The 26,451-nt window shown below is 53.0% G+C and carries 21 protein-coding genes, 1 tRNA gene and 5 pseudogenes; 7 read left to right on the plus strand and 20 right to left on the minus strand.

Annotation, left to right across the window (positions count from 1 at the left end):
- Nucleotides 1-90: 90 nt before the first annotated feature.
- The 12 genes and pseudogenes from H3L92_RS03640 to zwf all read right to left on the minus strand — a co-directional run.
- Nucleotides 91-622 (minus strand): annotated as a pseudogene (locus H3L92_RS03640) (IS1595 family transposase); the annotation flags it as partial.
- 115 nt (nucleotides 623-737) lie between these two features.
- Nucleotides 738-815: pseudogene (locus H3L92_RS03645) on the minus strand (IS1595 family transposase); the annotation flags it as partial.
- A gap of 207 nt (nucleotides 816-1,022) precedes the next feature.
- The gene (locus H3L92_RS03650) at nucleotides 1,023-1,823 is read right to left on the minus strand and encodes an IS3 family transposase (RefSeq protein WP_115336300.1); all 801 of its coding nucleotides are present in this window, start codon (nucleotides 1,821-1,823) and stop codon (nucleotides 1,023-1,025) included.
- Nucleotides 1,820-2,167, minus strand: coding sequence for a helix-turn-helix domain-containing protein (locus H3L92_RS03655; RefSeq protein ID WP_085366303.1), 348 nt, complete (start codon nucleotides 2,165-2,167; stop codon nucleotides 1,820-1,822). The genes H3L92_RS03650 and H3L92_RS03655 overlap by 4 nt, the downstream gene beginning before the upstream one ends.
- Before the next feature lie 97 nt (nucleotides 2,168-2,264).
- Nucleotides 2,265-3,107: a protease HtpX gene (gene htpX, locus H3L92_RS03660; RefSeq protein ID WP_085366304.1), complete on the minus strand. Its 843-nt coding sequence runs from the start codon at nucleotides 3,105-3,107 to the stop codon at nucleotides 2,265-2,267.
- Nucleotides 3,108-3,352: 245 nt separating this feature from the next.
- Nucleotides 3,353-3,496 carry a hypothetical protein gene (locus tag H3L92_RS13175; protein ID WP_245945464.1) on the minus strand — a complete coding sequence of 48 codons (144 nt, stop codon included), beginning with the start codon at nucleotides 3,494-3,496 and terminating at the stop codon, nucleotides 3,353-3,355.
- Nucleotides 3,497-3,817: 321 nt separating this feature from the next.
- Nucleotides 3,818-5,038, minus strand: a complete 1,221-nt coding sequence (locus tag H3L92_RS03670; protein WP_115336301.1) for a sugar MFS transporter — start codon at nucleotides 5,036-5,038, stop codon at nucleotides 3,818-3,820.
- Between the two features lie 192 nt (nucleotides 5,039-5,230).
- Nucleotides 5,231-6,892, minus strand: a complete 1,662-nt coding sequence (gene pgi / locus H3L92_RS03675; protein ID WP_085366306.1) for a glucose-6-phosphate isomerase — start codon at nucleotides 6,890-6,892, stop codon at nucleotides 5,231-5,233.
- Nucleotides 6,889-7,752 (minus strand): SIS domain-containing protein, encoded by an 864-nt coding sequence (locus H3L92_RS03680; protein WP_085366307.1) that lies wholly within the window; start codon nucleotides 7,750-7,752, stop codon nucleotides 6,889-6,891. Before H3L92_RS03680 ends, pgi begins: the two co-directional genes overlap by 4 nt.
- A gap of 159 nt (nucleotides 7,753-7,911) precedes the next feature.
- Nucleotides 7,912-8,976 carry a glucokinase gene (locus H3L92_RS03685; RefSeq protein ID WP_085366308.1) on the minus strand — a complete coding sequence of 355 codons (1,065 nt, stop codon included), beginning with the start codon at nucleotides 8,974-8,976 and terminating at the stop codon, nucleotides 7,912-7,914.
- Nucleotides 8,957-9,655: a 6-phosphogluconolactonase gene (gene pgl / locus H3L92_RS03690; protein WP_085366309.1), complete on the minus strand. Its 699-nt coding sequence runs from the start codon at nucleotides 9,653-9,655 to the stop codon at nucleotides 8,957-8,959. Before pgl ends, H3L92_RS03685 begins: the two co-directional genes overlap by 20 nt.
- Nucleotides 9,656-9,742: 87 nt before the next feature.
- The gene (gene zwf / locus H3L92_RS03695) at nucleotides 9,743-11,188 is read right to left on the minus strand and encodes a glucose-6-phosphate dehydrogenase (RefSeq protein WP_085366329.1); all 1,446 of its coding nucleotides are present in this window, start codon (nucleotides 11,186-11,188) and stop codon (nucleotides 9,743-9,745) included.
- A 424-nt stretch (nucleotides 11,189-11,612) separates the two neighbouring features.
- On the opposite strand from zwf, the gene edd reads away from it, so the two are divergent.
- Both edd and H3L92_RS03705 read left to right on the plus strand, forming a co-directional pair.
- Entirely contained in the window at nucleotides 11,613-13,442 is a 1,830-nt protein-coding gene (gene edd, locus H3L92_RS03700) for a phosphogluconate dehydratase (RefSeq protein ID WP_085366310.1), read from the plus strand.
- A 96-nt stretch (nucleotides 13,443-13,538) separates the two neighbouring features.
- On the plus strand, nucleotides 13,539-14,159 hold the full coding sequence (locus tag H3L92_RS03705) for a bifunctional 4-hydroxy-2-oxoglutarate aldolase/2-dehydro-3-deoxy-phosphogluconate aldolase (protein WP_085366311.1): 621 nt from the start codon (nucleotides 13,539-13,541) through the stop codon (nucleotides 14,157-14,159).
- Between the two features lie 385 nt (nucleotides 14,160-14,544).
- On the opposite strand, the gene H3L92_RS03710 is transcribed toward H3L92_RS03705, so the two are convergent.
- The 4 genes and pseudogenes from H3L92_RS03710 to H3L92_RS13700 all read right to left on the minus strand — a co-directional run.
- The gene (locus H3L92_RS03710) at nucleotides 14,545-14,727 is read right to left on the minus strand and encodes a glutathione S-transferase family protein (protein ID WP_085366312.1); all 183 of its coding nucleotides are present in this window, start codon (nucleotides 14,725-14,727) and stop codon (nucleotides 14,545-14,547) included.
- A 57-nt stretch (nucleotides 14,728-14,784) separates the two neighbouring features.
- Nucleotides 14,785-15,087 (minus strand): annotated as a pseudogene (locus H3L92_RS03715) (DUF2834 domain-containing protein); the annotation flags it as partial.
- 196 nt (nucleotides 15,088-15,283) lie between these two features.
- A pseudogene (locus tag H3L92_RS13695) lies at nucleotides 15,284-15,409 on the minus strand (IS1595 family transposase); the annotation flags it as partial.
- A 46-nt stretch (nucleotides 15,410-15,455) separates the two neighbouring features.
- Nucleotides 15,456-15,582 (minus strand): annotated as a pseudogene (locus H3L92_RS13700) (IS1595 family transposase); the annotation flags it as partial.
- A 915-nt stretch (nucleotides 15,583-16,497) separates the two neighbouring features.
- On the opposite strand from H3L92_RS13700, the gene exaC reads away from it, so the two are divergent.
- Together exaC and H3L92_RS03730 are read left to right on the plus strand one after the other, a co-directional pair.
- Nucleotides 16,498-18,018 carry an acetaldehyde dehydrogenase ExaC gene (gene exaC, locus H3L92_RS03725; RefSeq protein ID WP_085366314.1) on the plus strand — a complete coding sequence of 507 codons (1,521 nt, stop codon included), beginning with the start codon at nucleotides 16,498-16,500 and terminating at the stop codon, nucleotides 18,016-18,018.
- 192 nt (nucleotides 18,019-18,210) lie between these two features.
- Complete coding sequence (locus H3L92_RS03730; protein ID WP_085366315.1) at nucleotides 18,211-18,741, plus strand: pyridoxamine 5'-phosphate oxidase family protein; 531 nt, start codon at nucleotides 18,211-18,213, stop codon at nucleotides 18,739-18,741.
- Between the two features lie 212 nt (nucleotides 18,742-18,953).
- Here the strand turns inward: H3L92_RS03730 and H3L92_RS03735 are convergent.
- Both H3L92_RS03735 and H3L92_RS03740 read right to left on the minus strand, forming a co-directional pair.
- Nucleotides 18,954-19,044, minus strand: a tRNA-Ser gene (locus tag H3L92_RS03735).
- Between the two features lie 111 nt (nucleotides 19,045-19,155).
- Nucleotides 19,156-21,066 carry an ATP-binding cassette domain-containing protein gene (locus H3L92_RS03740; protein ID WP_085366316.1) on the minus strand — a complete coding sequence of 637 codons (1,911 nt, stop codon included), beginning with the start codon at nucleotides 21,064-21,066 and terminating at the stop codon, nucleotides 19,156-19,158.
- A gap of 144 nt (nucleotides 21,067-21,210) precedes the next feature.
- Here H3L92_RS03740 and H3L92_RS03745 point away from each other — a divergent pair, with 144 nt between their 5' ends.
- Nucleotides 21,211-21,735 carry an RDD family protein gene (locus tag H3L92_RS03745; RefSeq protein WP_085366330.1) on the plus strand — a complete coding sequence of 175 codons (525 nt, stop codon included), beginning with the start codon at nucleotides 21,211-21,213 and terminating at the stop codon, nucleotides 21,733-21,735.
- A gap of 894 nt (nucleotides 21,736-22,629) precedes the next feature.
- Here the strand turns inward: H3L92_RS03745 and cueR are convergent.
- Entirely contained in the window at nucleotides 22,630-23,019 is a 390-nt protein-coding gene (gene cueR / locus H3L92_RS03755; protein ID WP_085366317.1) for a Cu(I)-responsive transcriptional regulator, read from the minus strand.
- A 169-nt stretch (nucleotides 23,020-23,188) separates the two neighbouring features.
- On the opposite strand from cueR, the gene H3L92_RS03760 reads away from it, so the two are divergent.
- The gene (locus tag H3L92_RS03760; protein ID WP_085366318.1) at nucleotides 23,189-24,151 is read left to right on the plus strand and encodes a cation diffusion facilitator family transporter; all 963 of its coding nucleotides are present in this window, start codon (nucleotides 23,189-23,191) and stop codon (nucleotides 24,149-24,151) included.
- Between the two features lie 465 nt (nucleotides 24,152-24,616).
- Here the strand turns inward: H3L92_RS03760 and H3L92_RS03765 are convergent, their stop codons facing one another.
- Nucleotides 24,617-25,963, minus strand: a complete 1,347-nt coding sequence (locus H3L92_RS03765; protein ID WP_085366319.1) for a DEAD/DEAH box helicase — start codon at nucleotides 25,961-25,963, stop codon at nucleotides 24,617-24,619.
- A 205-nt stretch (nucleotides 25,964-26,168) separates the two neighbouring features.
- On the opposite strand from H3L92_RS03765, the gene H3L92_RS03770 reads away from it, so the two are divergent.
- Entirely contained in the window at nucleotides 26,169-26,387 is a 219-nt protein-coding gene (locus H3L92_RS03770; RefSeq protein WP_143824353.1) for a hypothetical protein, read from the plus strand.
- Nucleotides 26,388-26,451 lie beyond the last annotated feature (64 nt).

Consider the following 26,451-nt stretch of genomic DNA (forward strand, 5'->3'; position numbering starts at 1 on the left):
GCCGCCTGATTTGTTCAGACGGCCTGAAATATTTGAAAAACCGGTCAGTCAAGCCAACGCCGTAATTATTTTAGGGGTTGCCCTAGATAACTAGGATAAGTCGTTCTTTACTAATTGTTTTAAAATAAAAATTTGAGACTTTATTTCACTGTTGTTGAAACGCCATTCGCACTCCTTTAAATACAGCTCAAAATACTCTTTGGGAATGCTGTTAAACTTGCGTAAATGCCGTTTTGCCTGATTCCAAAAGTTCTCAATCCCATTAATGTGATTTTGTCGTTCTGTAAAATGTATACTGTGATTGATACGAAAGTGGCGGAATTCACCCACATCAAGTACATCATAACTTTTGTAGCAATCAGTATAAACAATACTATCCGGCTTTACTTGTTCGCGGATAATCGGCAGTAACGTAGCTGTTTGTGTATTCGGCACGGTAACCGTATAAACTTTGCCATTGCGTTTCAAAAGACCAAATACAGCGACTTTGCCGGCAGCACCGCGTCCGCGTTTGCCTTTGCGTTGCCCGCCAAAATAACTTTCATCAATTTCTACATTCGCCATCAAACATTTCCAAATGCGGGCTGTTTTGATAGATGAGTAATCACAGACGATGAAAATATAGTGAATTCAAATAAAAACTCCGAAATGAAATAACTGCATTCAAACTTGCAATTGGGCGATATGCTAAAGAATCGTTTTACCCTACTTCGGCATTCTTATTTTAATCCACTATAATAGGCGGCAGTATTTTTGTTTACACCAACCAGTTCGGCAGCTGTCCGTGCTGTAACGCCTGCTACAAATAGTTCGATGAGTTTGTTTTGTTTGTAGTGGCTTCAACGGCTTTAACGGCTTTTTAGCTGCGCTGAAACTTCGTTTTCTCATAGAGATTATTTTAACTGAATTCGAATTTCCCTAGTTATCTAGGACAGCCCCAAAATCAAAGGTTTCAAATAATGCGAAAGGCCGTCTGAAACGTTGAACTGTCCCCCAATACTTGGACAAGTTAAGAATCTTTCTCAAACAGCCTTTTCAAGCTGGGTTCTGTAGCCGACAGGACTCAGCTTTTTCAAGTTTAAACTAATCCGTTCATGATTGTAGTAATGTATGTAATCATCTATTACCTTTGTCAGCTCCGCCACCGACAGCGCACCTTCCTGATAGAAGCTCTCCGTTTTCAGTATACCGAAGAAACTCTCCATCGGCGCATTGTCCCAACAATTGCCTTTGCGCGACATACTTTGCACAATCCCTTTCTCAGCCAATTTCGTTCGATAAGCCTCGGTGCGGTAAAGCACACCCTGGTCGGAATGCAGCAGCGGCGTTTGGCCTTTCAGACGGCCGAATGCTTGGTCCAACATTTGCGCCACCATTTTACTGTTTGCTCTGCGGCCTAAAGAATAGGCCACAATCTCCCGATTAAACACATCCAATATCGGCGATAAGTACAGCTTCCCGTCTGTGCATTTGAACTCCGTCACATCGGTCAGCCATTTGTCTGCCGGTTTGCCGGCGGTAAACTCTCGATTGAGAATATTGTCCGAAGCCTCTCCTACTGCTTGCGGACGGTAGGTTTTTTTACTGCGGACTTTGGCTTTCAGTCCCAACAAACCCATAATGCGCTGCACTTTCTTTTTGTTCCACGACAATACGGCGGCAATCCGCCGATGACCGTAACGGCCTTTGTGTCGGCGATAGACTTCACCCACTGCGGTTTTGGCCGCCGCATCGGGATCGGCTTTGCCGATATGGTAATGAAAGCTGCTTTTGGGAATGCCGGCACTGTGCAGCAGATATTTCAGCGGGTGCTTCGCCCTCAACGTTTGAACGGTTTCGCAGCTTTGGCGGCGTTCTTTTCGTTGAGGGCTTTCATGTGCTTTAGGTAGTCGTTCTCCGCCCTCATGTAACGTAACTCTTCAATCAGTTCCGCCTGGTTTTTTTCGTGGTCGGGTTTGTCGGCGATAAACGGGTTTTTGCGTTTGGTCTTCATAGAGGCAGCCTGCGGGTGTTGAAGTGCGGCGATGCCGCCTTGCCGGTAGGCGGCAATCCAACGGCGCAGGTGGGTGCGTGAGACGTTGAAGTGCTCTGCGGTGCGCTGTTGGCTGTGCACTTGGTGGTAATGGAGTACGGCTCGGTATTTGAAGTGTAGGTTATATTTGGACATAAGAAAACTGCACCTTTTAAAGTTGAAGGGGGTGTCCAACTTTTGGGGTGCAGTTCACGTTTCAGACGGCCTTTGATTGATGATAACGGTTGCCCGGTTACAGCTGCTTCAAGCGGGCGATGCGGTTGTCTAAGGTGGGGTGCGTGCTCATTAAAGAATCGCGTGCTTCGCTGGCGATGCCCATGGCGGTCATTTCTTTGGGCAGGTCGCTGGCGTTGCCTTTGAGCCGTTGCAGGGCGGCAATCATTTTGGGTGCGCCCACCAGGCGGGCGGCACCTGCATCGGCACGGTATTCGCGCTGGCGGCTGAACCACATCACGATGAAGTTGGCCAAAAAGCCGAACACGATTTGCAGAACCATGCTCACGAGAAAATAAGTGCCTTGCGAGGTTTCGCCGTTGCCGCTGCGGGCCACGATGCCGGAAACCACGCGGGCGAGAAACACGACGAAAGTGTTGACCACGCCTTGAATCAGCGTGAGCGTAACCATATCGCCGTTGCCGACGTGGGCCATTTCGTGTGCAAGCACGGCTTCCACTTCGTCGCGGGTCATGCTGTCGAGCAGGCCGGTGCTCACGGCCACCAAAGAGTTGTTTTTGCTGGCGCCGGTGGCGAAAGCGTTCGGCTCGGGCGAGTGGTAAATCGCTACTTCGGGCGTTTTCAGGTTCCACTGGCGGGCTTGGTTTTCAACGGTTTGCAGCAGCCACGCTTCGGTTTCATTGTGCGGCTGGGTAATCACTTCTGCGCCGACCGATCGTTTGGCGATGGTTTTGGACATCAGCAGCGAAATGATGGAGCCGGTGAAGCCGACAACCGCCGAATAAATCAGCAGGCTGGCCATGTCGTTGGGGTTGGCGCTTACCCCGAGTATGCTCAGAATGATGCTGATAACGGCCAAAACGGCGATGTTGGTTAGCAAAAACAGAAAGATGCGTTTCACAGGTTTTCCTTTGATAGTGCGGTTTGTGTTGTTGTTTTTCGGTTTTCGTTCCGAAGAACGCGGTTATTGTCTCAAAAAGCCTTGATGCCGCAAAGATACGGTATGGCAAAGGTATGCAAATTTGTGAATAATTTTAAACGGTTTGATTAACAGATAAAAGGTATTCGTGAGGCCGGACGGAACAAGGCCGTCTGAACGCCTGTTTCGGGTTGTTCAGACGGCCTGTCAACGGCGGCAGGGCCTTTTTAAATCGTGCTTCTGTGGGCAACGCGCACATGGGTGTTGTAGTTGTTGCCTTCTTCGTCGTATTGGGGTTTGAAACCTTTCAGAATCACGTTGATGTTGTGTTCTTTGGCGAAGATGTTGGCAAAGTCTTCAATCAGCTCCAAAACGTCGCTGGCGATGTAGGAAGAGCGTTCGGCGTTGATGGTGATTTGCGAGTGCGGGCGGACGTTTTTCAGGGTTTTCTTGATTGTGGCCTTGCACGGCAGCGTTTCAATCGGGACAGCGATGGTGATACTGATAGCTGCTGCCGAAGCCTGAAAAGTCGGAAAAGGTAGCCAAGCAGGCGGATTCCTGCAAGGTATGCGGCATAGTCAGTTACACCGGCTGGCCGGAGGGAATGGATGGGCTGCTGTCTGTTGAGATAATGAAAATGCCGTCTGAAATTTCAGACGGCATCATCGGTTTCAAATAAACGCTATTTGAAATCAAGCGGTTTGCTCGTCGGCCTTATAGCCTTTGGTAGCAAAGAACAGGATATACAGATAGCACAGGGTGGGCACGAAGAACGATACCAACAGGCCGATGTGGTCGGCAAAGAAACCCTGAACAACCGGAACAATCGCGCCACCTACAATTGCGGTACAGATAATGCCCGAAGCCGCGCCGGTAAATTTGCCCAAGCCTTTGGTGGCCAGCGAGAAGATGGTCGGGAACATAATCGAGTTGAAGAAACCGATCAGCAGCAGCGACCACATGGTAACAAAACCGCCGCCGGCCAAGATGGCAACAACGGTCAGTGTGATGGTGGCAATGGCGTTGAACGCCAGATATTTGTTGGGTGCGATTTTGTTCATCATGGCCGAGCCGATGAAACGGCCTACCATCGCGCCGCCCCAATAAACCGACAGGTAGAACGCGCCGGTGGTGTGGTTGAGGCCGGCGGCCACTTCCAGCACGTTAATCATCAGCGAGCCGATGGCCACTTCGGCGCCCACATAACAGAAGATGGCGGCGGCACCGAGCACCATGTGTTTGTATTGCCAAACGCTGGTTTTACCGTCGTGGTTGTGTTCGGTTTCTTCTTCGGCGATTTTGCGCGCGTCGGGCAGGTGGAGCATTTTCACCACCACGGCCAGCAGAATCAGAAAGCCGGCCAAGCCCAAATAGGGAATCTGCACCGAAGAAATACGCTCGGCTTCGCTGGCGGTGGCGTCCACGAAAATCAGCATCGCGCCCAGCGGCGGGGCAATCATGGTGGCCAGCGAGTTAAACGCCTGAATCAGCGTGAGCGTGGCGGATTCTTTGCCCGGTTTGGCCAGCAGGGTTACATAGGGGTTGCCTGCAACCTGCAACAGCACGATGCCCGAAGCCAAGATAAACAGCGCGCCCAAGAAAATCGGGTAAGAGTGGCTGCCAGCGGCGGGGTAAAACAGCAGGCAGCCCACGGCGGCAATCAGAAAACCGCCGATAACGCCGTTTTTATAGCCCACTTTTTCCACCAGTTTGCCCATCGGAATCGACATCACGGCATAGGCGGTGAAGAAGCAGAACTGAACCAGCATCGCCTGAGTGTAGGAAAGCTTGAAAATTTCTTTCAGGTGGGGAATCAGGATGTCGTTCATGCAGGTGATGAAACCCATCATGAAAAACAACGTGGTCAACACCGACAACGCGAAGTTGTTGTTTTGTTGTGATTGCGCAGACATATCAATATCCTCATTGAGATTTAAAATGGTGATAATTTCTTTAAGATATTCAGCAGTTTTATTGATGATCCATCTTAAAAGAAAGCGGCAGATAATACCGATATTCCAATATTATGAATACTGTTATTTTGCTACATTTACCACCTTGCAAACAGGCCGTCTGAAAGACGTTTTTTCAGACGGCCTGATTCTTCAGCACTCTCCCGCTTTGTCGCAATTGGCGTTGCGGTAGAGGCGGATTAGACGCTCGGTCGAACTGTCGTGCCGCTGCACGTCGGTTTTGCCCGTTAATTCGCCCAAAATGGTTTTGGCCAGCTGTTTGCCCAGCTCGACGCCCCATTGGTCGAAACTGTTGATGCCCCAAATCACGCCCTGCACGAAGGTTTTGTGTTCGTAGAGCGCAATCAGGCTGCCCATGTTGCGGGGGTTGATTTTGGTCATCAGAATGATGTTGCTGGGGCGGTTGCCCGAAAAGGTTTTGTGCGGCACCAGTGCTTCAATCTTCGCCTGATCCAAGCCTTGCGCTTCGAGTTCGGCGCGCGCTTCTTCGGGGGTTTTACCGCGCATGAAGGCTTCGGCCTGCGCAAACACGTTGGCCAGCAGGATTTCGTGGTGGCCGGGCAGGTTGCTGCGTTTTTCGAGTGAGGCAATCAGGTCGATGGGGGTGATGTGCGTGCCCTGATGCAGCAGCTGGAAGAAAGCGTGCTGGCCATTGATGCCGGTTTCGCCCCAGATAATCGGTGCGGTTTCGTGCGCCACGGGCTGGCCGTCGAGCGTTACCTGTTTGCCGTTGCTTTCCATGTCGAGTTGCTGGATAAACTTGGGCAGGCGGTGCAGGTGTTGGTCGTAGGGGGCGATAACGTGGCTGCCGCCGCCGTAGTAGTTGATATACCAGATGCCGATCAGCGCCAGCAGCACGGGCATATTCTGCTCCAGCGGGGCGTTGGCGAAGTGCTGGTCCATCAGGTGGGCGCCGTTGAGCATTTCGATAAAGTTTTCTTCGCCCAAAAACAGCATAATCGGCAGGCCGATGGCCGACCACAGGCTGTAGCGGCCGCCCACCCAATCCCAGAATTCAAACATATTGGCGGTGTCGATGCCGAATTCGGCCACGGCTTTTTTGTTGGTGGAAACGGCGACGAAATGTTTGGCAATCGCGGTTTCGTCGCCGGCGTGTTTCAAAAACCATTCGCGCGCGGTCAGGGCGTTGGTGAGCGTTTCTTGGGTGGTGAAGGTTTTGGAGGCGATGATGAACAGCGTGGTTTCGGGGTGCACTTTTTCGAGTACGTCGCGCAGTTGCGAGCCGTCGACGTTGGAAACAAAGTGCATACGCATACGTGGGTGGCCGAAGGGTTTGAGTGCGGTGCACATCATCAGCGGGCCTAAATCGGAGCCGCCGATGCCGATGTTGACCACGTCGGTAATCACTTGGTTGGTGTAGCCCAGCCATTCGCCGCTGCGCACTTCGTGGGTGAATTCGCCCATGCGGTGTAACACATGGTTCACTTTGGGCATCACGTCTTCGCCGTCGACTTCGATGGGCGAATTGGTGCGGTTGCGCAAGGCGATGTGGAGCACGGCGCGGTTTTCGGTTTCGTTGATTTTTTCGCCGTGGAACATCTGCTTGATGCGTTCGGGCAGGCCTGCTTCACGCGCCAGTTTGAACAGCAGGCCCAGCGTTTCGTCGGTGATGCGGTTTTTGGAATAATCCAGCGTGATGCCGCCCACTTCGAGCCAGTAGCGTTGGGCGCGTTCGGGGTCTTGCTCGAACATTTCGCGCATATGCAGGCCTTTGGTGGCGTCGAAATGTTTCCAGAGTTCCCGCCAAGAAGGCAAATCCTGTAAATGTTTCATGATTCTGAGTCCTTGTCTTTATCGTATTCCAAATGTTTGCTGTGAATGCTGCGTTTGCTCTTTTGCAGTTGCAGGCTGGCGGTTTCGCCCAAACGCAGGGCCAGGCCGATGGCGAGGATGTCGATAACGGCCAATTGCAGCAGCCGCGAAACCATCGGTGTGTAGAGTTCTACGTTTTCCTGCGAGGCGATGCTCAACACGCAGTCGGCCAGTTGCGCCAGCGGCGAGCCGGAACGGGTGATCGCAATCACCGCCGCGCCGTTTTCTTTGGCGATGCTCACCGCGTCGAGCAGCTCGATGGAAGAGCCTGAGTTGGAAATCACCACCAATACGTCGTGGTTGCTCAACACCGAGGCGGCCATTAGTTGGATGTGGGTGTCCACATAGGCCACGGTGGAAATGCCGAAACGGAAAAACTTATGTTGCGCGTCTTGCGCCACGATGCCCGAGTTGCCTACGCCGTAAAATTCGATGCGGCGGGCGTGGGTGAGCATGGCGATGGCGGTTTCCAGCTCGGTTTCTTTCAAAAAGCGGCGCGCGCCGAGTATCGAGGCGGCGGCATTGCTCAACACTTTTTCCACCACGCTGGCCATGTCGTCGTCGGCGTTCAACTCTTCGTGCACATAAGGCATGCCTTCGTGGCCGATGCTGGCCGACAGCGCCAGTTTGAATTCGGGCAGCCCTTTATAGCCCAGGCTGCGGCAGAAGCGGATAACGGTGGGCTGGCTCACCGAGGCGCGTTCGGCGATTTCGGCCACGGCGGCGTGCACGAACCATTTCGGTTCGGCCAGCGCCGATTCGGCCACTTTGCGTTCGGCACCTGATAAGTCGGTTAGTGATTCGCTGATTTTGCTTAACATAGTGTGTTTTCCAAATAAATGTTGTTTTCCGGATAATTGTTCTTATTGAGGCAGTTGGTTTTTTTCAGACGGCCTCTGCGGTTTAATTTAGGCCGTCTGAAAAACACCGTATGTTTTTCTTGTTTGCTTTGCTGATTGCGTTTCTTTATTTATATGCTTTTAGGCTTTTTTGGTTGGTTCGGCCGCACCGCCCAGCGCCACGGTGTTGTTGCAGCGCCCTTGCAGGTGGTTGGACAGGGCCACCGCCGCGCCGTGGATGCCGGGGAATTTGCTCAGCACCACATACACGGGAATCGCCGCCAGATAGGCATCGAAACGGCCTTTGTTTTCAAAGCGGCTGCGGAACGGCGAATATTTGAAATAATCGATAAAGCGCGGAATGATGCCGCCGCACAAATACACGCCGCCGCTGGCGCCCAGCGTTAGGGCCAGATTGGAAGCCACCGTGCCGAGCATGGCGCAGAAAATATCCAAGGCCAGCCTGCACAAGGGCGAAGAGCCGCTCAATGCTTGCTCGCTGATTTCGGCGGGGGTGAGTTTTTGCGGTTTCACGCCTTCTTTAATAGCCAGTGCTTCGTAAATCAGGGTCAGGCCGGCGCCGCTCAAAAAGCGTTCGGCGGAAACGTGGCCGTATTTTTTCTTGGCAAACTGCCAAATCATCACTTCGGCATCGTCAAACGGCGGAAAGCTCACGTGGCCGCCTTCGCCCGCCAGCGGCACCCAGCCGGCATTGCTCGGAATCAGGCCGCTCACGCCCAAGCCGGTGCCGGGGCCGATAACGGCTTTGGGGGCGTTGGCAACGGGTCTCGAGCCGCCCACCTGCACCAATTCTTCGGGCGCCACCTGTGTAATCGCCAATGCCTGTGCGGTGAAGTCGTTGAGCAGAATCAGGGTTTCCAAACCGAGCGACTGGCGGGTGGTTTCGATGGAAAACGCCCAATGGTGGTTGGTCATCTGCACCCAGTCGCCCATGATGGGGTTGGCAATGGCGATGGCGGCATGGCTGATTTTGGGGCTGCCTGCGCGTTTCAGGTATTCGCGTGCGGCATCGACAATGGTGTCGTAATCGTTGCACGGCAGCACTTCCACTTTTTCGATTTGCTGCGGTGCGGTTTCCAATGCGAAGCGGGCGTTGGTGCCGCCGATATCGGCCACCAGCCGCGGCCATTCGACGGTTGCGGTTTGAGGCTGCTTGGCGGCGGTTTTATTCTGCGTAGTAGACATGGCAGTTTACCTTTTCGTGGTTGAGTATATAACTGGTGGGGTAGGTTTTGCTGGGTGCGGCGGCGGCTTGGTCGAACACCGCTTTTTTCTCTGCGCCGCCGATGGCCAGAAACACGGCGGGGGTTTTCGCGATGGCTGCCAGCGTCATGCTCACGCGCTCGTGCGGGGCGGTAACCGGCGTGGTGTGCAGAAGCGGCACGGGGTTGGCTTCGTCCAAACCTTTGTCGAGCTGCGGCGCTTGCGGAAACAGCGAGGCGGTGTGGCCGTCGCCACCCATGCCCAGCACCAGCACATCGGGCTGGCGGTAGTGCTGCAAGGCCGTCTGAACCACGGTTTCGGGCTGCAAATCGGTTTCGGTTTTGCCTGCCTCCACCACGGGAATCCATTGTGCGGCGGCGGCTTGGTTTTGCAGCAGGTATTCGTGCACCAGACCGGTGTTGCTGTCGGCATGGGTGGTGGGCACGATGCGCTCGTCTACCAGTGTAACGCCGATGTTTTGCCAAGCCAGTTTTTTTTGCGACAAAGCCTCGAAAAAGGCAATGGGCGAACGCCCGCCCGACACGGCGAGAACGGCGCTGCCTTTTTTGTCGAGCGCCTGCTGCAAGGCATCGGCCACGGCGTCGGCCAATGCGGTGGAAGCGGCGGCGGCATTGTCGAATGAGTGCCATTGGTAAGCCATAATTTTCTCCTGCTTTTTCAATATGGTTTTCAGACGGCCTCAATCGAATCGGGGCTGATCAAACCGGAAGGCCGTCTGAAAAAACGTTTACTGCTCTTCGTGCCATTTGTCGCCGTTGCGCGCCAACAGCTCGCGGGCGGCTTCGGGGCCCCATGAATCGGCAGCGTAGCCGTGCGGCGGGGTGGGGCTGTTTTCCCAGTTTTCCATAATCGGCATCACCCATTCCCAAGCGGCTTCCAACTCGTCGCGGCGGTTGAACAGCGCCAGCTTGCCGTTGATCACATCAAGCAGCAGGCGCTCGTAGGCTTCGGCGCGGCGGCCTTGGATTGCTTTGCCCATGTCCACGCTCAGGGCGGTAAGCTCCACTTTGTTGCCCGCGCCGGGGGTTTTTACCTGCGTGTAGAGGCGCACCGATTCGGTGGGCTGCAATTCGATGACCAAACGGTTGGGCGCAGGTTGGCTGTTTTCAAAAATATGGTTGGGCAGGTCGCGGAAATTCAACACGATTTCGGCCACTTTGCCGGCCATACGCTTACCGGTGCGCAGATAAAACGGCACGCCGGCCCAGCGCTCGTTGTTGATTTCGGCTTTCACGGCCACATAAGTTTCGGTGCGGCTGCCGGCGGGCACGTTGTGTTCTTGCAGATAGCCGTTCATGCCTTTGTTTTCGGTGTATTGGGCGCGCACCACGTCGGCATCCACATCGGCGGAGGTGAGCGGTTTGAGTGATTTGATTACTTTCAGTTTTTCGTCGCGCACGTCGTCGGCATCGAGGCTTTTGGGCGCTTCCATCGCCGTCATGCACAGCATCTGCATCAGGTGGTTCTGCACCATGTCGCGCAAGGCGCCGGTGATGTCGTAAAACTCGCCGCGCTCTTCAACGCCCAACTGCTCGGCGATGGTAAGCTGCACGCTTTTCACATATTTGTTGTTCCACAGCGGCTCGAACACGAGGTTGGCGAAACGCAAGGCCAGCAGGTTTTGCAGCGCTTCTTTGCCCAAATAGTGGTCGATGCGGTAAACCTGCTCTTCTTTGAAATAGCGGGCCACATCGGTGTTGATTTCTTGGGAAGACTTCAAATCGGTACCCAGCGGTTTTTCGAGCACGATGCGCACGTTGCCGCCGTTTAAGCCCACATTGGCCAGCTCGGCGCAGGCGGGGGCGAAAAACTTCGGCGCGGTGGAAAGGTAAACCACCACGTTGTCGGTTTCTTTGCGCGCTTTTACCGTGTCGGCCAGCGTTTTGAAATCGTCGGGGTTGGTTACGTCAACGGTTAGATAGTGGATGCGCTTGATAAAAGAAGCCCACGCTTCTTCGCTGAAATTCTGCTTGATGTGGATTTTGGAATTGGTTTCCACTTTGGCGAGAAACCCTGCGGTGTCCAGCTCGCTGCGGCTCACCCCCAAAATTCGGCCTGCGGGGTGGAGCAGCCCGGCAACGTGTGCCTGATAAAGGCAGGGCAGCAGTTTACGCATGGCCAAATCGCCGGTTGCACCAAATAACACCAAATCGAAGTTTGTTTGAGTATTCATCATTTCTTCTTTCATCAAGGTTTATCTTTGAAAATCATCTGCTGCCTGTGCGGAAAATATGTACGCAGAATTACACAATCCCGCGCCTTCGGCTGTAATCCGGATAAAATACAGCACAATCGCACTGAAATTGGGTAGCAATCCTACACAGCACTACACGTTTTGTCTATGTTGTTTTGGATAAAAGTTGACCTAAGTAAAACATATAGCCCGATTTCACGCGCCATTTTGTTACAAAACTACGAAACAAAGTTTGACTTAGTTCAAGCATTATTTTGTAACTTAACTACAAAACTATATTATAATGCCTGCAAAGGCTTTCAGACGGCCTCAAGCGTTTGAAATCAAGAGCCAAATACACAACAAAGCAGCACATCCGAGTTGAAGAAACACCGCCGACCACCACCACGAAAGGCAGGCCATCATGACCACCCTCCACCCCAAACTTGCCGCCATCACCGAGCGCATCATCGAACGCAGCCGCCCCACGCGCGAAGCCTATCTGGCGCGCATCCGCGCATTCAAACAGCAGGGGCGCGTCGAGCGCGACCAACTGGGTTGTTCCAATCTGGCGCACGGCTATGCCGCCATGCCCAAAACCATCAAAATCGAAATGCTCAAGCACAACGTGCCCAATCTCGGCATGATTACCGCTTATAACGATATGGTTTCCGCCCACCAGCCGTTCAAAGATTTTCCCGACTGGATTAAAGACGAAGCGCAAAAACACGGCGCCACCGCCCAAGTGGCCGGCGGCACGCCCGCCATGTGCGACGGCATCACGCAGGGCTACGAAGGCATGGAGCTTTCGCTGTTTTCGCGCGACGTGATTGCCATGAGCACCGCAGTCGGCCTGTCGCACCAAATGTTCGACGGCGCACTGTTTTTCGGCGTGTGCGACAAAATCGTGCCCGGCCTGATGATAGGCGCGTTGAGCTGCGGCCATATCCCCGGAATTTTCGTGCCGGCCGGCCCGATGACCAGCGGCATCGGCAACAAAGAAAAAGCGCGCACCCGCCAGCTGTTTGCCGAAGGCAAAGTCGGCCGCGACGCGCTGCTCGAGAGCGAAATGGGTTCCTACCACAGTCCCGGCACCTGCACCTTCTACGGCACCGCCAACTCCAACCAAATGATGATGGAGATGATGGGCGTGCACCTGCCCGCCGCCGCATTCTTCAACCCCTACACCCCGATACGCGAAGCGCTCACCCGCCATGCCGCCGCCCATTTGGCCGAAGGCATCAGAAACCAAACCGCCAAACCCATCGGCGAAATGCTCGACGAAAAATCGTTTATCAACGCCATTATCGGCCTGATGGCCACCGGCGGTTCCACCAACCACACCATGCACTTGGTGGCGATGGCGCGCGCCGCAGGCATCATTCTCAATTGGGACGACTTTGACGAAATCTCTTCGATCGTGCCGCTGCTGATCCGCGTTTACCCCAACGGCCAAGCCGATGTTAACCACTTCGCTGCCACCGGCGGCCTGCCGTTTGTGATCCGCGAGCTGCGCAACAACGGCCTCTTGCACGACGACGTGGAAACCGTGATGGGGCACGGCATGGAAGCCTACACCAAAGAGCCGTTCCTGATCGACGGCAAACTCGAATGGCGCGACGCCGTGGCCGAAAGCCGCGACGAAGACATCCTGCGCCCGTTCTCACGCCCGTTCTCACCCGACGGCGGCCTGCGCCTGATGAAAGGCAACATCGGCCGCGGCGTGATCAAAGTATCCGCCGTGAAAGACAGCCAGCGCGTTATCGAAGCGCCCGCCATCGTGTTTAACGACCAAAAAGAAGTGTTGGCCGCATTCGAGCGCGGCGAGCTGGAGCGCGACTTCGTGTGCGTGGTGCGCTTCCAAGGCCCGCGCGCCAACGGCATGCCCGAACTGCACAAACTCACGCCGCCCTTGGCGATTCTGCTCGACCGCGGCTTTAAAGTGGCGCTGCTTACCGACGGCCGCATGTCGGGCGCATCCGGCAAAGTGCCCGCCGCCATCCACATGAGTCCCGAAGCGCTGCTCGGCGGCGGCATCGGCAAAATCCGCACCGGCGATATGATCCGCTTCGATTCCGTTACCGGCGAGTTGGCCGCGCTGGTCGACGAAAAAGAGTGGGCCGCGCGCGAAACCCCCGAGCCGGATTTGAGCAAAAACACCCACGGCATCGGCCGCGAACTGTTCGCAGGTTTCCGCAGCATCACCAGCAGCGCCGAAACCGGTGCCATGAGCTTGGGCGGCGATTTTTCTTAAATAACAAGCCCGAAAAAATTTTCAGACGGCCTGACGCTATATATTCAGGCCGTCTGAAACCGATATCTACCTAACTGTTCTGATTGGAGCAACCACATGAATCCACGCGACATCCTTTCCGCAGGCGCCGTTGTCCCCGTGATGGCGATCGACGACATCAACACCGCCGTTGATCTGGCGCACGCTTTGGTTGAAGGCGGCATTCCCACCCTCGAAATCACCTTGCGCACCGAACACGGCATCAAAGCCATTGAACTGATTAAAAAAGAAGTGAAAGGCGCGATTGTGGGCGCGGGCACCGTTACCAACCCCGACCAGCTCAAAGCAGTTGAAGACGCAGGCGCCGTGTTTGCCATCAGCCCCGGCCTGCACGAGTCGCTGGCAAAAGCCAGCCATAACAGCGGCATCCCGCTGATTCCCGGCGTAGCCACCCCCGGCGAAGTGCAACTTGCGCTCGAGCACGGCATCGACACTTTGAAACTGTTCCCCGCCGAAGTGGTGGGCGGCAAAGCCATGCTCAAAGCCCTCTACGGCCCCTATGCCCACGTGCGTTTCTGCCCCACTGGCGGCATCACCCTCGAAAGCGCCCCCGAATACCTCAAACTGCCCAACGTATTATGCGTGGGCGGCACATGGCTCACCCCTAAAGAAGCCGTGCAAAACAAAGATTGGGCAACCATTACCCGTTTGGCAAAAGAAGCCGCGGCATTGAAATAAGCACCGGTTTCTATATGGAAAGGCCGTCTGAAGATCTAAACTGCTCTCTAGAAGTTAGACTCCTTAACCAACTTAGACAGGAGCAGTTTTTTTATGGCTAAGCTTCAACAATATCTTGTTGAAAAATTCGGGTTGCTTATACTTTTTATGCTAAAAGGCTTTTATTTTTTGCTGAAATGATTGTTTCGTGATTTTTGAGTATTCTCAAGAATTACGTAGTTTCGCCGTGTTTTCGGCATTCTTGACAATCTTCAAAAATCCCAAAATGGGTATTTAAGCAGGAAGTGAAAAGTGTAAACAACGCTAGATTTTTCTACACCACTACGTTTCCGGGGGGGCTGCTGCGTTTCCTTACGTTGTTCGCCAAAGTAACTTTTATCCAATTCTACTTTTGCTGTGCCAGCATGGCATCGTCGATTTCATCGGCACGCCGGGCGGCAGGGTGCTGTTGGTGGCGTTCGGTGAAGGTGGTAAAGGCCGGGTGCGGCTCCAATAGTTTGAACTTCAGATACCAGCTGACATAAGAGGGTACTAACAAATCGGTGCTGGTGAAGCTGTCGCCTGCCAAATATTCGCGGTCTCCAGTGTGCCGAGCAGGTCTTGCTCGGCGCCGAAACCTGCCATCTCAGGCTTGGACAGGATAAAGCCCACCGTCAATTGTTCCAAGAGTGCCATAAAAGTGCCATAAAGCTGATCCAGTGGTAATAACTGCCGCGCTCATGGCTGCCCAAGGGCCGTGGCGCATTTTCAGTCGCCTGCTTTCAATTGCAACAAAAACACCCTTCTCCCCAGATACCAATACATCCAGCCACGCGAAAGCAGACAAGCGGTCGGCGGCAATTTGCTGTATCAGTACTAGCATATTCATATCGTAATCGGTAAACCACGGCACAAACTGGGTTAGCGGCAGTATGGTGTCGAGAATGCAAAGGGTGACATAATATAAATGGCTTGCATGACGGTACTCTTAATCGGTTGTCGTATCCTGTCATTCCATTTTAATTCACGCAGTGCTACGCGGAACAAGTAAGTAAGTTGGGTTAAAACCCAACATTACAGAAAATCGTCAATATTAAAGAGTCTTTCCGCAACATTTTCAATAGTACTTTATACAGATCATTATGTCAGTGGTTGAAGTGAACCCCGGTTTCTTTTAAATGCAGGTAAAAGGTATGCTTCGGTATCCTGTTAAATTGTACCAAGCGATGCTTGGCACAGCTCCAAAAGGATTCGATACCGTTGATATGTTGCATATCTCGAACAAACTCAACTTCAGGTATAGATTGTCAATGCTTTTGATATTGATTCCTGTCAGTTTGGCGGTATCGGGAGCGGACAAATCGAAGGCGAAAAGCCGCAGGATCTGACGGAATTTGGGCTCGGTAATTTTACTGCACTTTTGATACTTGTTCTTTAATTTCATTTCAGAAGCTTATCACTATATTTGGTGATTTTGCTTCCCAATTAACATATTTTTTTGCATAAAAAACGATGTCTAAAGGGTGGTTGGTGCTACCTTTGTACTCAACCTCGTTATCAGAATACACATACTTTATCGTATAGGGGCAGCAGTTAACCACATCGCACAACAGAAACTCGACAGTGTTGACCGCGGTACGGTAATATCACAGCGTACAAATCACGGAAAAAATCATCAATGACAACAAACAGATAATTCCGTCGGTTACTTTTGGTTTTGCAGCAACGACAACCGTTTTAGTATCAACATGCTCCATTTCGCAGGGATAAGGCTTGTCGTAGTATTTGGCTTTTTTCTTTCTTGAGTTTCTCCTTGATTTCCGTTTCACCTAGGTCAAGCGTTTCATGCCGTATTTGGTCTGGTTAAAATAGTTTTGGTACTCTTCTGCGGAACAGTTAGTTGTAACCTGGCGGCTTTCAATATGTAGTAAATGGTTACTCTACCGACGTTGTATTGTCCGGCAGGCAAGGTCATGTTGGTTTTGTCTTGGGGATAAGCACGCTGGATAGCTTAGTGGTTATGTGGCGTGCCCTAGGTGTTTTTGTGGATGTTCATACAGTATTGTCCTTTGAATACTGGGATTTTTTACAGGTGGTTTTTGCCGTCAGGCAGCGGCATGGTTGAATTCCCCTGCAAAATAACAGGTTGTTTTCTAAAAAAACATCATCTATACTCGGCCGCACAGGCTCGAAGAAGTTTTTTGGGGTCTGAACAAACAGCATGTGGATTAGGTAGTTTATTGATATTTATGGGTTTTATCATGTTCAAAAAATGATTTCCGCATAAAATTTAGTAAAGCAATCTGTATCCACACGCTGCCATACCTATAAAATAATTTGTTTACTTAGGAGATATAAAATGAAATACGCAGCACCGAACACAGAAGGCAGCATCGTTCAATTCAAAGAGCAATATGAAAACTATATCGGCGGCAAATGGGTTGCTCCCGTCGGCGGCGAATATTTCGACAACGTCAGCCCCGTTACCGGCAAACCCTTCACGCGCATTCCGCGTTCGCAGGCAGAAGACGTTGAAAAAGCACTGGATGCCGCACATGCCGCCAAAGACGCTTGGGGCAAAACCAGCGTAACCGAACGCAGCAACATCCTCCTGAAAATCGCCGACCGTATCGAAGCCAACCTCGAAAAAATCGCCGTGGCCGAAACGTGGGACAACGGCAAACCCGTGCGCGAAACGCTGGCCGCCGATATCCCGCTGGTGATTGACCACTTCCGCTATTTCGCCGGCGTTATCCGTGCGCAGGAAGGCGGCATTTCCGAAATCGACCACGACACTGTTGCCTATCATTTCCACGAACCTTTGGGCGTGGTCGGCCAAATTATCCCGTGGAACTTTCCCATTTTGATGGCTGCCTGGAAAATCGCGCCTGCGCTGGCCGCAGGCAACTGCATCGTGCTTAAGCCCGCCGAACAGACACCCGCATCGATTCTGTTCCTGCTCGAAATCATCGGCGACCTGCTGCCTCCGGGCGTGCTCAACGTGGTGAACGGCTTCGGCGTGGAGTGCGGCAAACCGCTGGCGCAAAACCCGCGCATTGCCAAAATCGCCTTTACGGGCGAAACCGGTACCGGCCGCTTGATCATGGGCTACGCCACCGAAAACCTGATTCCGGTTACCTTGGAACTGGGCGGTAAAAGCCCGAGCGTTTTCTTTGAAGACGTGATGGATAAAGACGACGAATTCCTCGACAAATGCCTCGAAGGTTTCGCCATGTTTGCTCTCAACCAAGGTGAAATCTGCACCTGCCCCTCGCGCGTGTTGGTGCAGGAGTCTATTTTTGAAAAATTCATGGAGCGCGCCGTAGAACGGGTGAAGAAAATCAAAGTGGGCGACCCGCTCGACACCGAAACCATGGTGGGCGCGCAGGCCAGCCAAGAGCAGTTCGATAAAATCACCAAATATCTGGACATCGGCAAAAAAGAAGGCGCCAAATTGCTCACCGGCGGCGGCATCCGCAATGAAGACGGCGACCGCGCCAACGGTTTTTATATCGAACCCACCATATTCCAAGGCAATAACGGAATGCAGATTTTCCGCGAAGAAATCTTCGGCCCGGTGTTGGCGGTAACCACTTTCAAAGATGCAGAAGAAGCATTGGCCATCGCCAACGACACTATGTTCGGCCTCGGGGCAGGCGTGTGGAGCCGCAACGCCAATATCTGCTACCGCATGGGGCGCGGCATCCAGGCAGGCCGCGTGTGGACCAACTGCTACCACCTCTATCCCGCACACGCAGCTTTCGGCGGCTACAAACGCTCGGGTATCGGCCGTGAAAACCACAAAATGATGCTTGAGCACTACCAGCAAACCAAGTGCCTGTTGGTGAGCTACTCACCCAAAGCATTGGGCTTCTTCTGATAAACCCGTTCGTATAAAGGCCGTCTGAAAAGCGAAGCGTAAATTCCTGCCCCGCTTTTTCAGACGGCCTGGTTTTTTTAGGGAGCGTAGTCAGAAGGCTTGTGAAAAGCGGATTTTAACCAAAAATACCGCCGCAACGCTTTCTGATTATACTCCGCGGCTATATTTTTCCTTGATTTAAGTGAGAGCATCATGAAAAGCCCATACAGCCACGATGGCGAGCGGGAAATCCGCAAGCGCTTCGGCAGCCGTTACCAGTTTGACGAGAGTGATTTAAACAGCATCATACAGCCTTTTATCACACCCCCGATGGCCGCGTTTATTCACCGGCAGCCTTTCTTTTTTATTGCAACGGCCGATGAAAAAGGCCACTGTGACGCCAGTTTCAGGGCGCAGGAATACAACGCATCCGGCGAACCGTTGCCCGTTTGTGCCGTTGTCGGCAAAACCGAACTTTGGTTTCCCGATTACAAAGGCAACGGTTTCTACAACAGCTTGGGCAATATTTTGGTTAACCCGCATATCGGCATGCTGTTTATCGATTTCGAATGCCGCCGCCGCTTGCGGGTGAACGGCAGTGCCCGGATTTTGGAGGCCGATGAAGATATCCGTAATTTATGGCCGCTGGCGCAGGCCGCAGTAAAGGTAACGGTGGAGCAGGTTTACAGCAACTGCCCCGCCAGAATACCCAAAATGCGGATTGTTGCAGAAAATGAAGATTGAAGATGATAGTTAAATCGGTTGTTTGATAAACGTTCCGTCATATTCGGGCCGGGTTTGGGTATCCTAAGTTGCTGGAATTTAAAACACCCGGGCCAAGCACGGTATATGCCGGAAAATTAACAATACGGCTTGAATAATGAAAAGGTTTCGAACTGCTTTTCAGACGGCCTGAAATAAATAAACCCGAGCTTCAACGGCTCGGGTTTGGCATTTGGCAGAGAGGAAGGGATTCGAACCCTCGATACGCTATTCACGTATACACGCTTTCCAGGCGTGCGACTTCAACCACTCATCCACCTCTCTAAGGGAAACAGGATTATACGGGGTTTGTGCTGCGCTGGCAATATTCTGAAGAATACTTTGCACTTGCGGGCGGTAATATTTTTCAGGCGGCCGTCTGAAACTGCGGCCGGTTCAACCCGCGCCGTTTTTCTTGTTTTCCAATATTTCCCAGCGTTCCAGTTTTTCCAACAGCAGCATTTCGATTTCCTCCGCGCGCGTTTGCAGGGCACCGGCTTTTTCGTAGTCTTTGAAAATTTCGGGGTCGGAAAGCTGCGTGTTGAGTTCGGCCTGTTCGTTTTCCAGGGCGGTGATTTCTTCGGGCAGGGCGTCGAGTTCGCGCTGTTCTTTGTAGGAAAGTTTGACCGTGCGGTTGGCTTTGCGCTCGGTTTTTTCGTTTTCGGAAGGTTTGTCGGTTTTGGGCGCTGAGGCCGTCTGAAAAGCCTGTTCGCGTTTTTTGGCATCGAGATAGTCTTCATAGCCGCCGATGTATTCTTTCAGACGGCCTTCGCCTTCAAACACAATGCTTTGCGTAATCACGTTATCCAAAAACATCCGGTCGTGGCTGACCAGAAACACCGTGCCCTGATAATCGCGCAACAGCTCTTCCAAAAGCTCTTGCGTGTCGATGTCCAAATCGTTGGTCGGTTCGTCGAGCACCAGAATATTGGCGGGCTTGGTGAACAGCTTGGCCAGCAGCAGGCGGTTGCGTTCGCCGCCGGAGAGCGAGGAAACGGGGCTTTGCGCGCGGGCGGGGTGGAATAAAAAGTCTTCCAGATAGCTCATCACGTGCTTTTTCTTGCCGCCGATTTCCACATAATCGTTGCCTTGCCCGAGCGTGTAGAACACGGTGTCGTTTTCGTTGAGCGCGCTGCGGAACTGGTCGAAATAGGCCACTTCCTGTTTGCTGCCGATGCGGATGCGGCCGTAGGTGGGCTGCAATTCGCCCAAAATCAGTTTTAAGAAAGTGGTTTTGCCGATGCCGTTGGGGCCGATTAAGCCGATTTTGTCGCCGCGCTGGATTACGGCGGAGAATTTATCGATGATGACTTTGTCGCCGTATTGGAACGAGGCGTGTTCCAACTCGGCGATGATTTTGCCGCTTTTCTCGCCGCTGTCGAGCTTGAAATTCACCTGTCCCTGCACGTTGCGGCGCTCGGCGCGTTGGCGGCGCAATTCTTCCAAACGGCGCACGCGGCCTTCGTTGCGGGTGCGGCGCGCTTCGATGCCTTTGCGTATCCAGGCTTCTTCTTGGGCGTGGAATTTGTCGAACAGGCGGTTGTGTTCGGCTTCAACGGCCAACTCCTGTGCTTTTTTCTCGCTGTATTTGGAAAAACTGCCGGGGTAGGAGCGCAGCGTGCCGCGGTCGAGTTCGACGATGCGGCCGGCGATGTTGTCGAGAAAGCGGCGGTCGTGGGTGATGACCACGATGCTGCCTTCAAAGGCTTTGAGCAGGTTTTCCAGCCAGATGATGGCGTCGATGTCGAGGTGGTTGGTGGGTTCGTCGAGCAGCAGGATATCGGGCTTCTGCACCCACGCCTGCGCCAGCGCCACGCGTTTTTTCTGGCCGCCGGAAAGGTTGCCGATCAATTCGTTTTCAGGCAGGCCCAGTTCGCTGACGGCCTGCTTGATGGCGGCGTCGAACTGCCAGCCGTTTTGCGCTTCCAATTCGGTTTGCACCTCGTGCAGCGCTTTCAATAAGGCATCGTCGGTGCCGTTTTCCAGCTCGCGGCTGATGCGGTGGTAGCGGCGCAGGATGTCGCGCAGGCCGCCCAAACCTTCGGCCACTACGTCAAACACACTCTCTTCGGGATTGAAAAACGATTCTTGCGGCACATACACGGTTTTCAGGCCGTTTTGCAGAATCAGCTGGCCGTCGTCGGCTTTTTGCACGCCCGCCAGAATTTTCAGCAAAGATGATTTGCCCGCGCCGTTGCGGCCGATCAGGCCGACTTTTTCGCCGCTGTTAAGCTGGAACGAGGCTTTGTCGAGCAGGGCGACATGGCCGACGGCGAACGAGAGGTTTTCTGCTTGCAGGATATTCATGGTTTCGGGCGCGTAAAAAGCGTGTATTTTAATGGATGAGGCCGTCTGAACAAAGTGTTTCAGACGGCCTGCCGCCGCGCCGCTATACGCTGTGCCGTTATCCGCTATAATAGCCGCCTTGATTATCGTGCCGCTTTTTATTTTATGACCCTGCCTGCCGTTTCTCTAAAACGCCGCCTGATTGCGCTGCTGTATGAAGCGCTGCTTGCGGGTGCCGTCGGCGCGGTGGCCGCGCTGCTTGCCGGTGTGGCCGCCACGCTGCTCAACACCGTTTCCCATATTTTGTCCAGCCTGGCGGCCACGCTGATTCCGCTGGCGGTGTGGTGGTTTTATTTCAAGGCCAACTGGTATAAAAAAGGGCAAACGCTGCCGATGCGGGTGTGGGGCATAGGGTTGGCCGACGCGTCGGGTGCGCGCCCGCCGCTGCGGCAGTTGCGCCTGCGCTTTATGTGGGCGTGTGTGTTGGTTATTTTTGTGCCTATGCTGGCTTATTCGGCTTTGCGCCACTTCGGTCAAATCCCCCCGCGGCCGGCTTTCGGCGCGGCGCTGGTTTGGTGGATACTGCCGTGGGGCTTTGCTTTATTGAATCCGGATCGCCAGTTTTTATACGATTATCTGGCGGGAACCCGTTTGGTGGATGTGCGGGAGAAGCGCAAGGGTGAGAAGTGAATGAAAGAGATACCCCATGTTGCAGGAAACTCTGTTCTTAAATTTAGGACCTGAAATGTAGAAAATCCTAGCGTCACCATTTGAAGCGTTTGGTCAAGGTGGAGCGGGAAATCGAGGAAAAACTCAAGGAAAAGCCAAGCGCACAACAAGTCTTATCCTGGCGAAATGGTACATGTCGATATCAAACGGCTGCCGTTGCTGCAAAATCAAAAAGTAACCGACCGACGGGATTATCTATTTGTTACCATTGATGATTTCTCGAGCGAATAGCATGCAGCCATTTTGCCTGACCGTACCGCAACCGGTGCCACCAAGTTTCTGCTGTGCGATGTGGCTGACTGTTGTCTGTACACGATAGAGTACGTGTATTCCGACAACCATGTGGAGTGCAAAGACAATGCCAACCATCTATTTTGCCATTGCCTACTGTACAAACAACATCGGTCAGAAGCTCACCCGTGTCGCCCGTCAGTAAACCAAGGGTAAGGCGGAGCAGGTGATTCCGCACGTTGATGGAGATGTGGCACGATAAGGGACGGTGTGAGGACTCGGACCACAGCAAAAAGAGCTGCGCCGTTTTGTGAATGATTACAATACGGTCAAACCGCATAGTGGCCTGAAAGGAGAAACACCTTTTGAGGTATTGCAGACTTATTTTTCTCAACCTGTTGTGTAAACAACGAGGCTATTTCCAAGATCTGGAATGCTTAACCCTGTCATTTCCGCATAGGCGAGGGTCCAGTATGGTTTTTATAAGTGATTGAAATTAAAAATTAGTTAATTTTCTAAGCCTAGATTCTCGCTTACACGAGAATGATGGTAATCAGTTCTTTAGATGAGCGCCTAAGTGGGTTTTGCAACGGCTTAGCTCGCTTGCCTGTTGCTTTTCGGCGGTTAAGCCTGTTCCAGCCCGCGCAGGATGCTGCATTCGGGGCTGTCGTTACCCCCGCAGGCATCGTGCCAGCCTTGCAGGGTGGCGAGCATGGTTTGCAGGGTGGCGATTTTTTCGGTGAGTTCGGCGATATGTTGCGCGGTTAAGGCTTTTACTTCGCAACTGGTGCGGTGCGGGTCGGCCTGTAGGCGCAGCAGTTCGGCGGTTTGCGCCAGAGAAAAGCCCACTTCGCGGGCATGGCCGATGAAGCGCAGGCGGTCTAAATCGACGGGGGAATAGTGGCGGTAGCCCGATTCGGTGCGGCGGGCGGGCGGCAGCAGGCCGTTTTTTTCATAGTCGCGTATTTGTTTGGCGGATAAACCGGTGGCTTTGGCCGCTTGGCTGATGTTCATTCCGGCTTGACCTTGACTATTGGTAAAGGTTTATAGTGCCATTATCTGCTTGGCAGGGCAAGCCAAACAAAACCCGAATGTTTTCAGACGGCCTGTCGGTTTTCGAAGTTGGTTGCCTGCTGCCGACCTCGGCATTTCCCGACACCTTAAACATTAAAGAGAAAAAACTATGTCCGACCATCACGATCATTCCCACACATCAAACAAGAAAGTGCTGCGGGTTTCGCTGCTGCTGATCGGTTCGTTTATGCTGGTGGAGGCGGCGGCAGGGTGGCTGGCCAATAGTTTGGCGCTGCTTTCCGATGCCGGGCATATGTTTTCCGATGCCGCCGCCATTGCGCTTTCTTTGGCGGCTTTCCGCTTCGGCGAGCGGCCGGCCGACAGCAAACGCAGTTTCGGGTATCAGCGTTTTGAAATTATCGCCGCTGCGGCAAACGGCATCACTTTGCTGCTGATTGCCGCGTGGATTGTGGCCGAGGCGGCAAGCCGTCTGCTAAACCCGTCTGAAATCGCCGGTGCTTCCATGCTTGCGGTGGCTGCGCTCGGTTTGGCCGTTAATATCGTGGTGGCTTGGTATATGCTGAAAAATTCGGATACCGAAGGCAACATCAATATGCGCGCCGCCTATCTGCACGTGTTGGGTGATTTGCTCGGTTCGATCGGCGCAATAGTGGCGGGTGTGTTGGTGCTGGCATTCGGCTGGACATGGGCCGACCCTGCCGTCAGCGTATTGATTGCGCTGTTAATCGGCAGAAGCGGTTGGGGCGTAACCAAAAACAGCCTGCATATTTTGATGGAAGGCACGCCGTCGGGTGCGGATATGAAACAGGTGGCCGCCGATATCCGCAATATCGAAGGCGTAGCGGGCGTACACGATATCCATGCTTGGACGATCACCAGCCGCAAGCACGCGCTCTCGTGCCATATTGTGGTTGACGGTGCTTTAAACGTGGCTGAGGCCTACCAAATTACCCAAGCGGTGGAGGCAGCCGTGCAGCGGCACGGCATCACCCATGTTACCGTGCAAACCGAACCGCCACAGCACGGGCATGAAGAGCACGGCTGTTCGGCTGCGGAAAGCGGTGATATGCACCATCATGATCACCACCATCATCACGGGCATTCGCATTAAATTTAAATATAGCCGGAGACCTTTGCAAAACCCGAAAAAAGTTTATTTACCGTCATTCCTGCGTAGGCGTTAAGAACATTAAGTATTTTATTTCAATAACTTAAGAAAGAACAACTGGATTCCCGCCTACGCGGGAATGACGATAATCGGATATTTCAGACGGCCTGAACGATTTGCAAAGGTCTCGGTCTGTTTGTGCAATGAAAGAGTTATAGTGAATTCAAATAAAAACTCCGAAATGAAATAACTGCATTCAAACTTGCAATTGGGCGATATGCTAAAGAATCGTTTTACCCTACTTCGGCATTCTTATTTTAATCCACTATAAAACAAAAAAAGAGTTTGTCTGCCATATTTTAAAAATGACAAAGGCCGTCTGAAAACCTTTAACAGCAAAGAAATTATGCTGCTGCGGTTTTCAGACGGCCTGTTTTTGCAAAGCCTTAAATGAAAGTGCCGGTAAAATTATCGTGAAGGGCGGACACTTTTGCCTGCACCGCCTGCCGGTTTTTTCTTACCGAAAGTGCCGCTGCCGGTTTTTTTCGCTGCGAATTTTTTGTCGCCGTGCTTTTTACCGTCGAATTTTTTCTCACCGGTTTTTTTGTCACCGAACCTGCGCTCGCCCCAGCCGCCTTTGCCTTTGGGCTTGCCGGCGGGTTTGGCACGCCTGCGGGTGGGTTCCATGCCTTCGATGGTCATTTCGGGCAGTTTGCGGGCGATGTATTTTTCGATTTTGTGCACTTTCACATATTCGTTTACTTCGGCAAACGTAATCGCCAAGCCGGTGCGTCCGGCGCGGCCGGTGCGGCCGATGCGGTGCACATAATCTTCGGCCTGTTTGGGCAGGTCGTAGTTGATAACGTGGGTGATGGTTGGCACGTCGATGCCGCGCGCGGCCACATCGGTGGCCACCAGGATTTTGCAGCGGCCTTTGCGCAAATCCATCAGCGTGCGGTTGCGCCAGCCTTGCGGCATATCGCCGTGCAGGCAGTTGGCGGCAAAGCCTTTTTCATACAGTTCGTCGGCCAACACTTCGGTCATGGCCTTGGTGGAGGTGAAAATCACGGCCTGGTCGATATTGGCATCGCGCAAAATATGGTCGAGCAGGCGGTTTTTATGGCGCATATCGTCGCAATACAAAAGCTGCTCTTCGATTTTTCCTTGCTCGTCAACCCGTTCCACTTCCACCACTTCGGGGTTTTTGGTGAGTTTGCGGGCGAGTTTGCCCACCGCGCCGTCCCAGGTGGCGGAAAACAGCAGGGTTTGGCGGGCTTCGGGGGTGGCGGCGACGATGGTTTCGATGTCGTCGATAAAGCCCATATCGAGCATACGGTCGGCTTCGTCGAGAATCAGCACTTCGAGGCGGCTGAAATCCACTTTGCCGCTGCTCATCAAATCCATCAGGCGGCCCGGGGTGGCCACAATCAAATCAATAGGTTTGGAAAGGGCGCGGATTTGATAGCCGAACGAAGAGCCGCCCACAATGCTCACGGTGCGGAACCATTTCATATTTTGGGCATAAGTGAGGGCGTTTTTTTCCACCTGTGCCGCCAACTCGCGGGTGGGCGTGAGCACCAGCGCCCGCGGGCCTTTGCCGGGTTTGTCGCTGCGGCGGGTTAAGCGTTGCAGGGTGGGCAGCAGAAAAGCGGCGGTTTTACCGGAGCCGGTTTGCGCCGAGGCCATGATGTCGCGGCCTTCCAAAGCATGGGGAATAGATTGCGCCTGCACGGGGGTGGGCGATTCGTAGCCAGCGCTCGAAAGGGCGGACAAGATGTTTTTATCGAGGTTTAAGTCAGCGAATTTTACAGACATGGTTTTCCTGAAAGGAACAACAACGCATTCCGTCCGAACGTTTTCAGACGGCCTTGAAGCATGGGATAACGTATTTATTTACTAATGAAAAAAGATGTACGCAAGGTTGTCGCAAGCCCTACGGCTTGTGGTTAACATCGGCGACAACCTGCAAATATGCCCTTAAACGGAGCAAATCATGTAAGAAAGCTTTGTAACGGAAAGCTTGAAAGATATACGAAGTTGGCTGAAGACGATGGCTTCAAAAAGACGAAAGGCGGATAATATAGAAGCCGCCGGGTTTGGTCAAGAAAATATTGGATACGGTATGGTTTTGCCGCAAGGGCGGATGAGGCGGGCGGTGTTCCGCCGAAACGCCGCTTCAGGTTTTAAATCTCCGTTAGCCAATATCTTTACTTTGCTTTTGCAGGCGGAGCGGTTATAATAAGCAAATTTTTCAGTTTTCACGAAAAATGGCCCCGCGGCCATTTTTTTGTTTTCGGAGCACT

Origin of the sequence: Neisseria dentiae (assembly GCF_014055005.1) — a bacterium.
GTDB classification, from domain to species: Bacteria; Pseudomonadota; Gammaproteobacteria; order Burkholderiales; family Neisseriaceae; genus Neisseria; species Neisseria dentiae.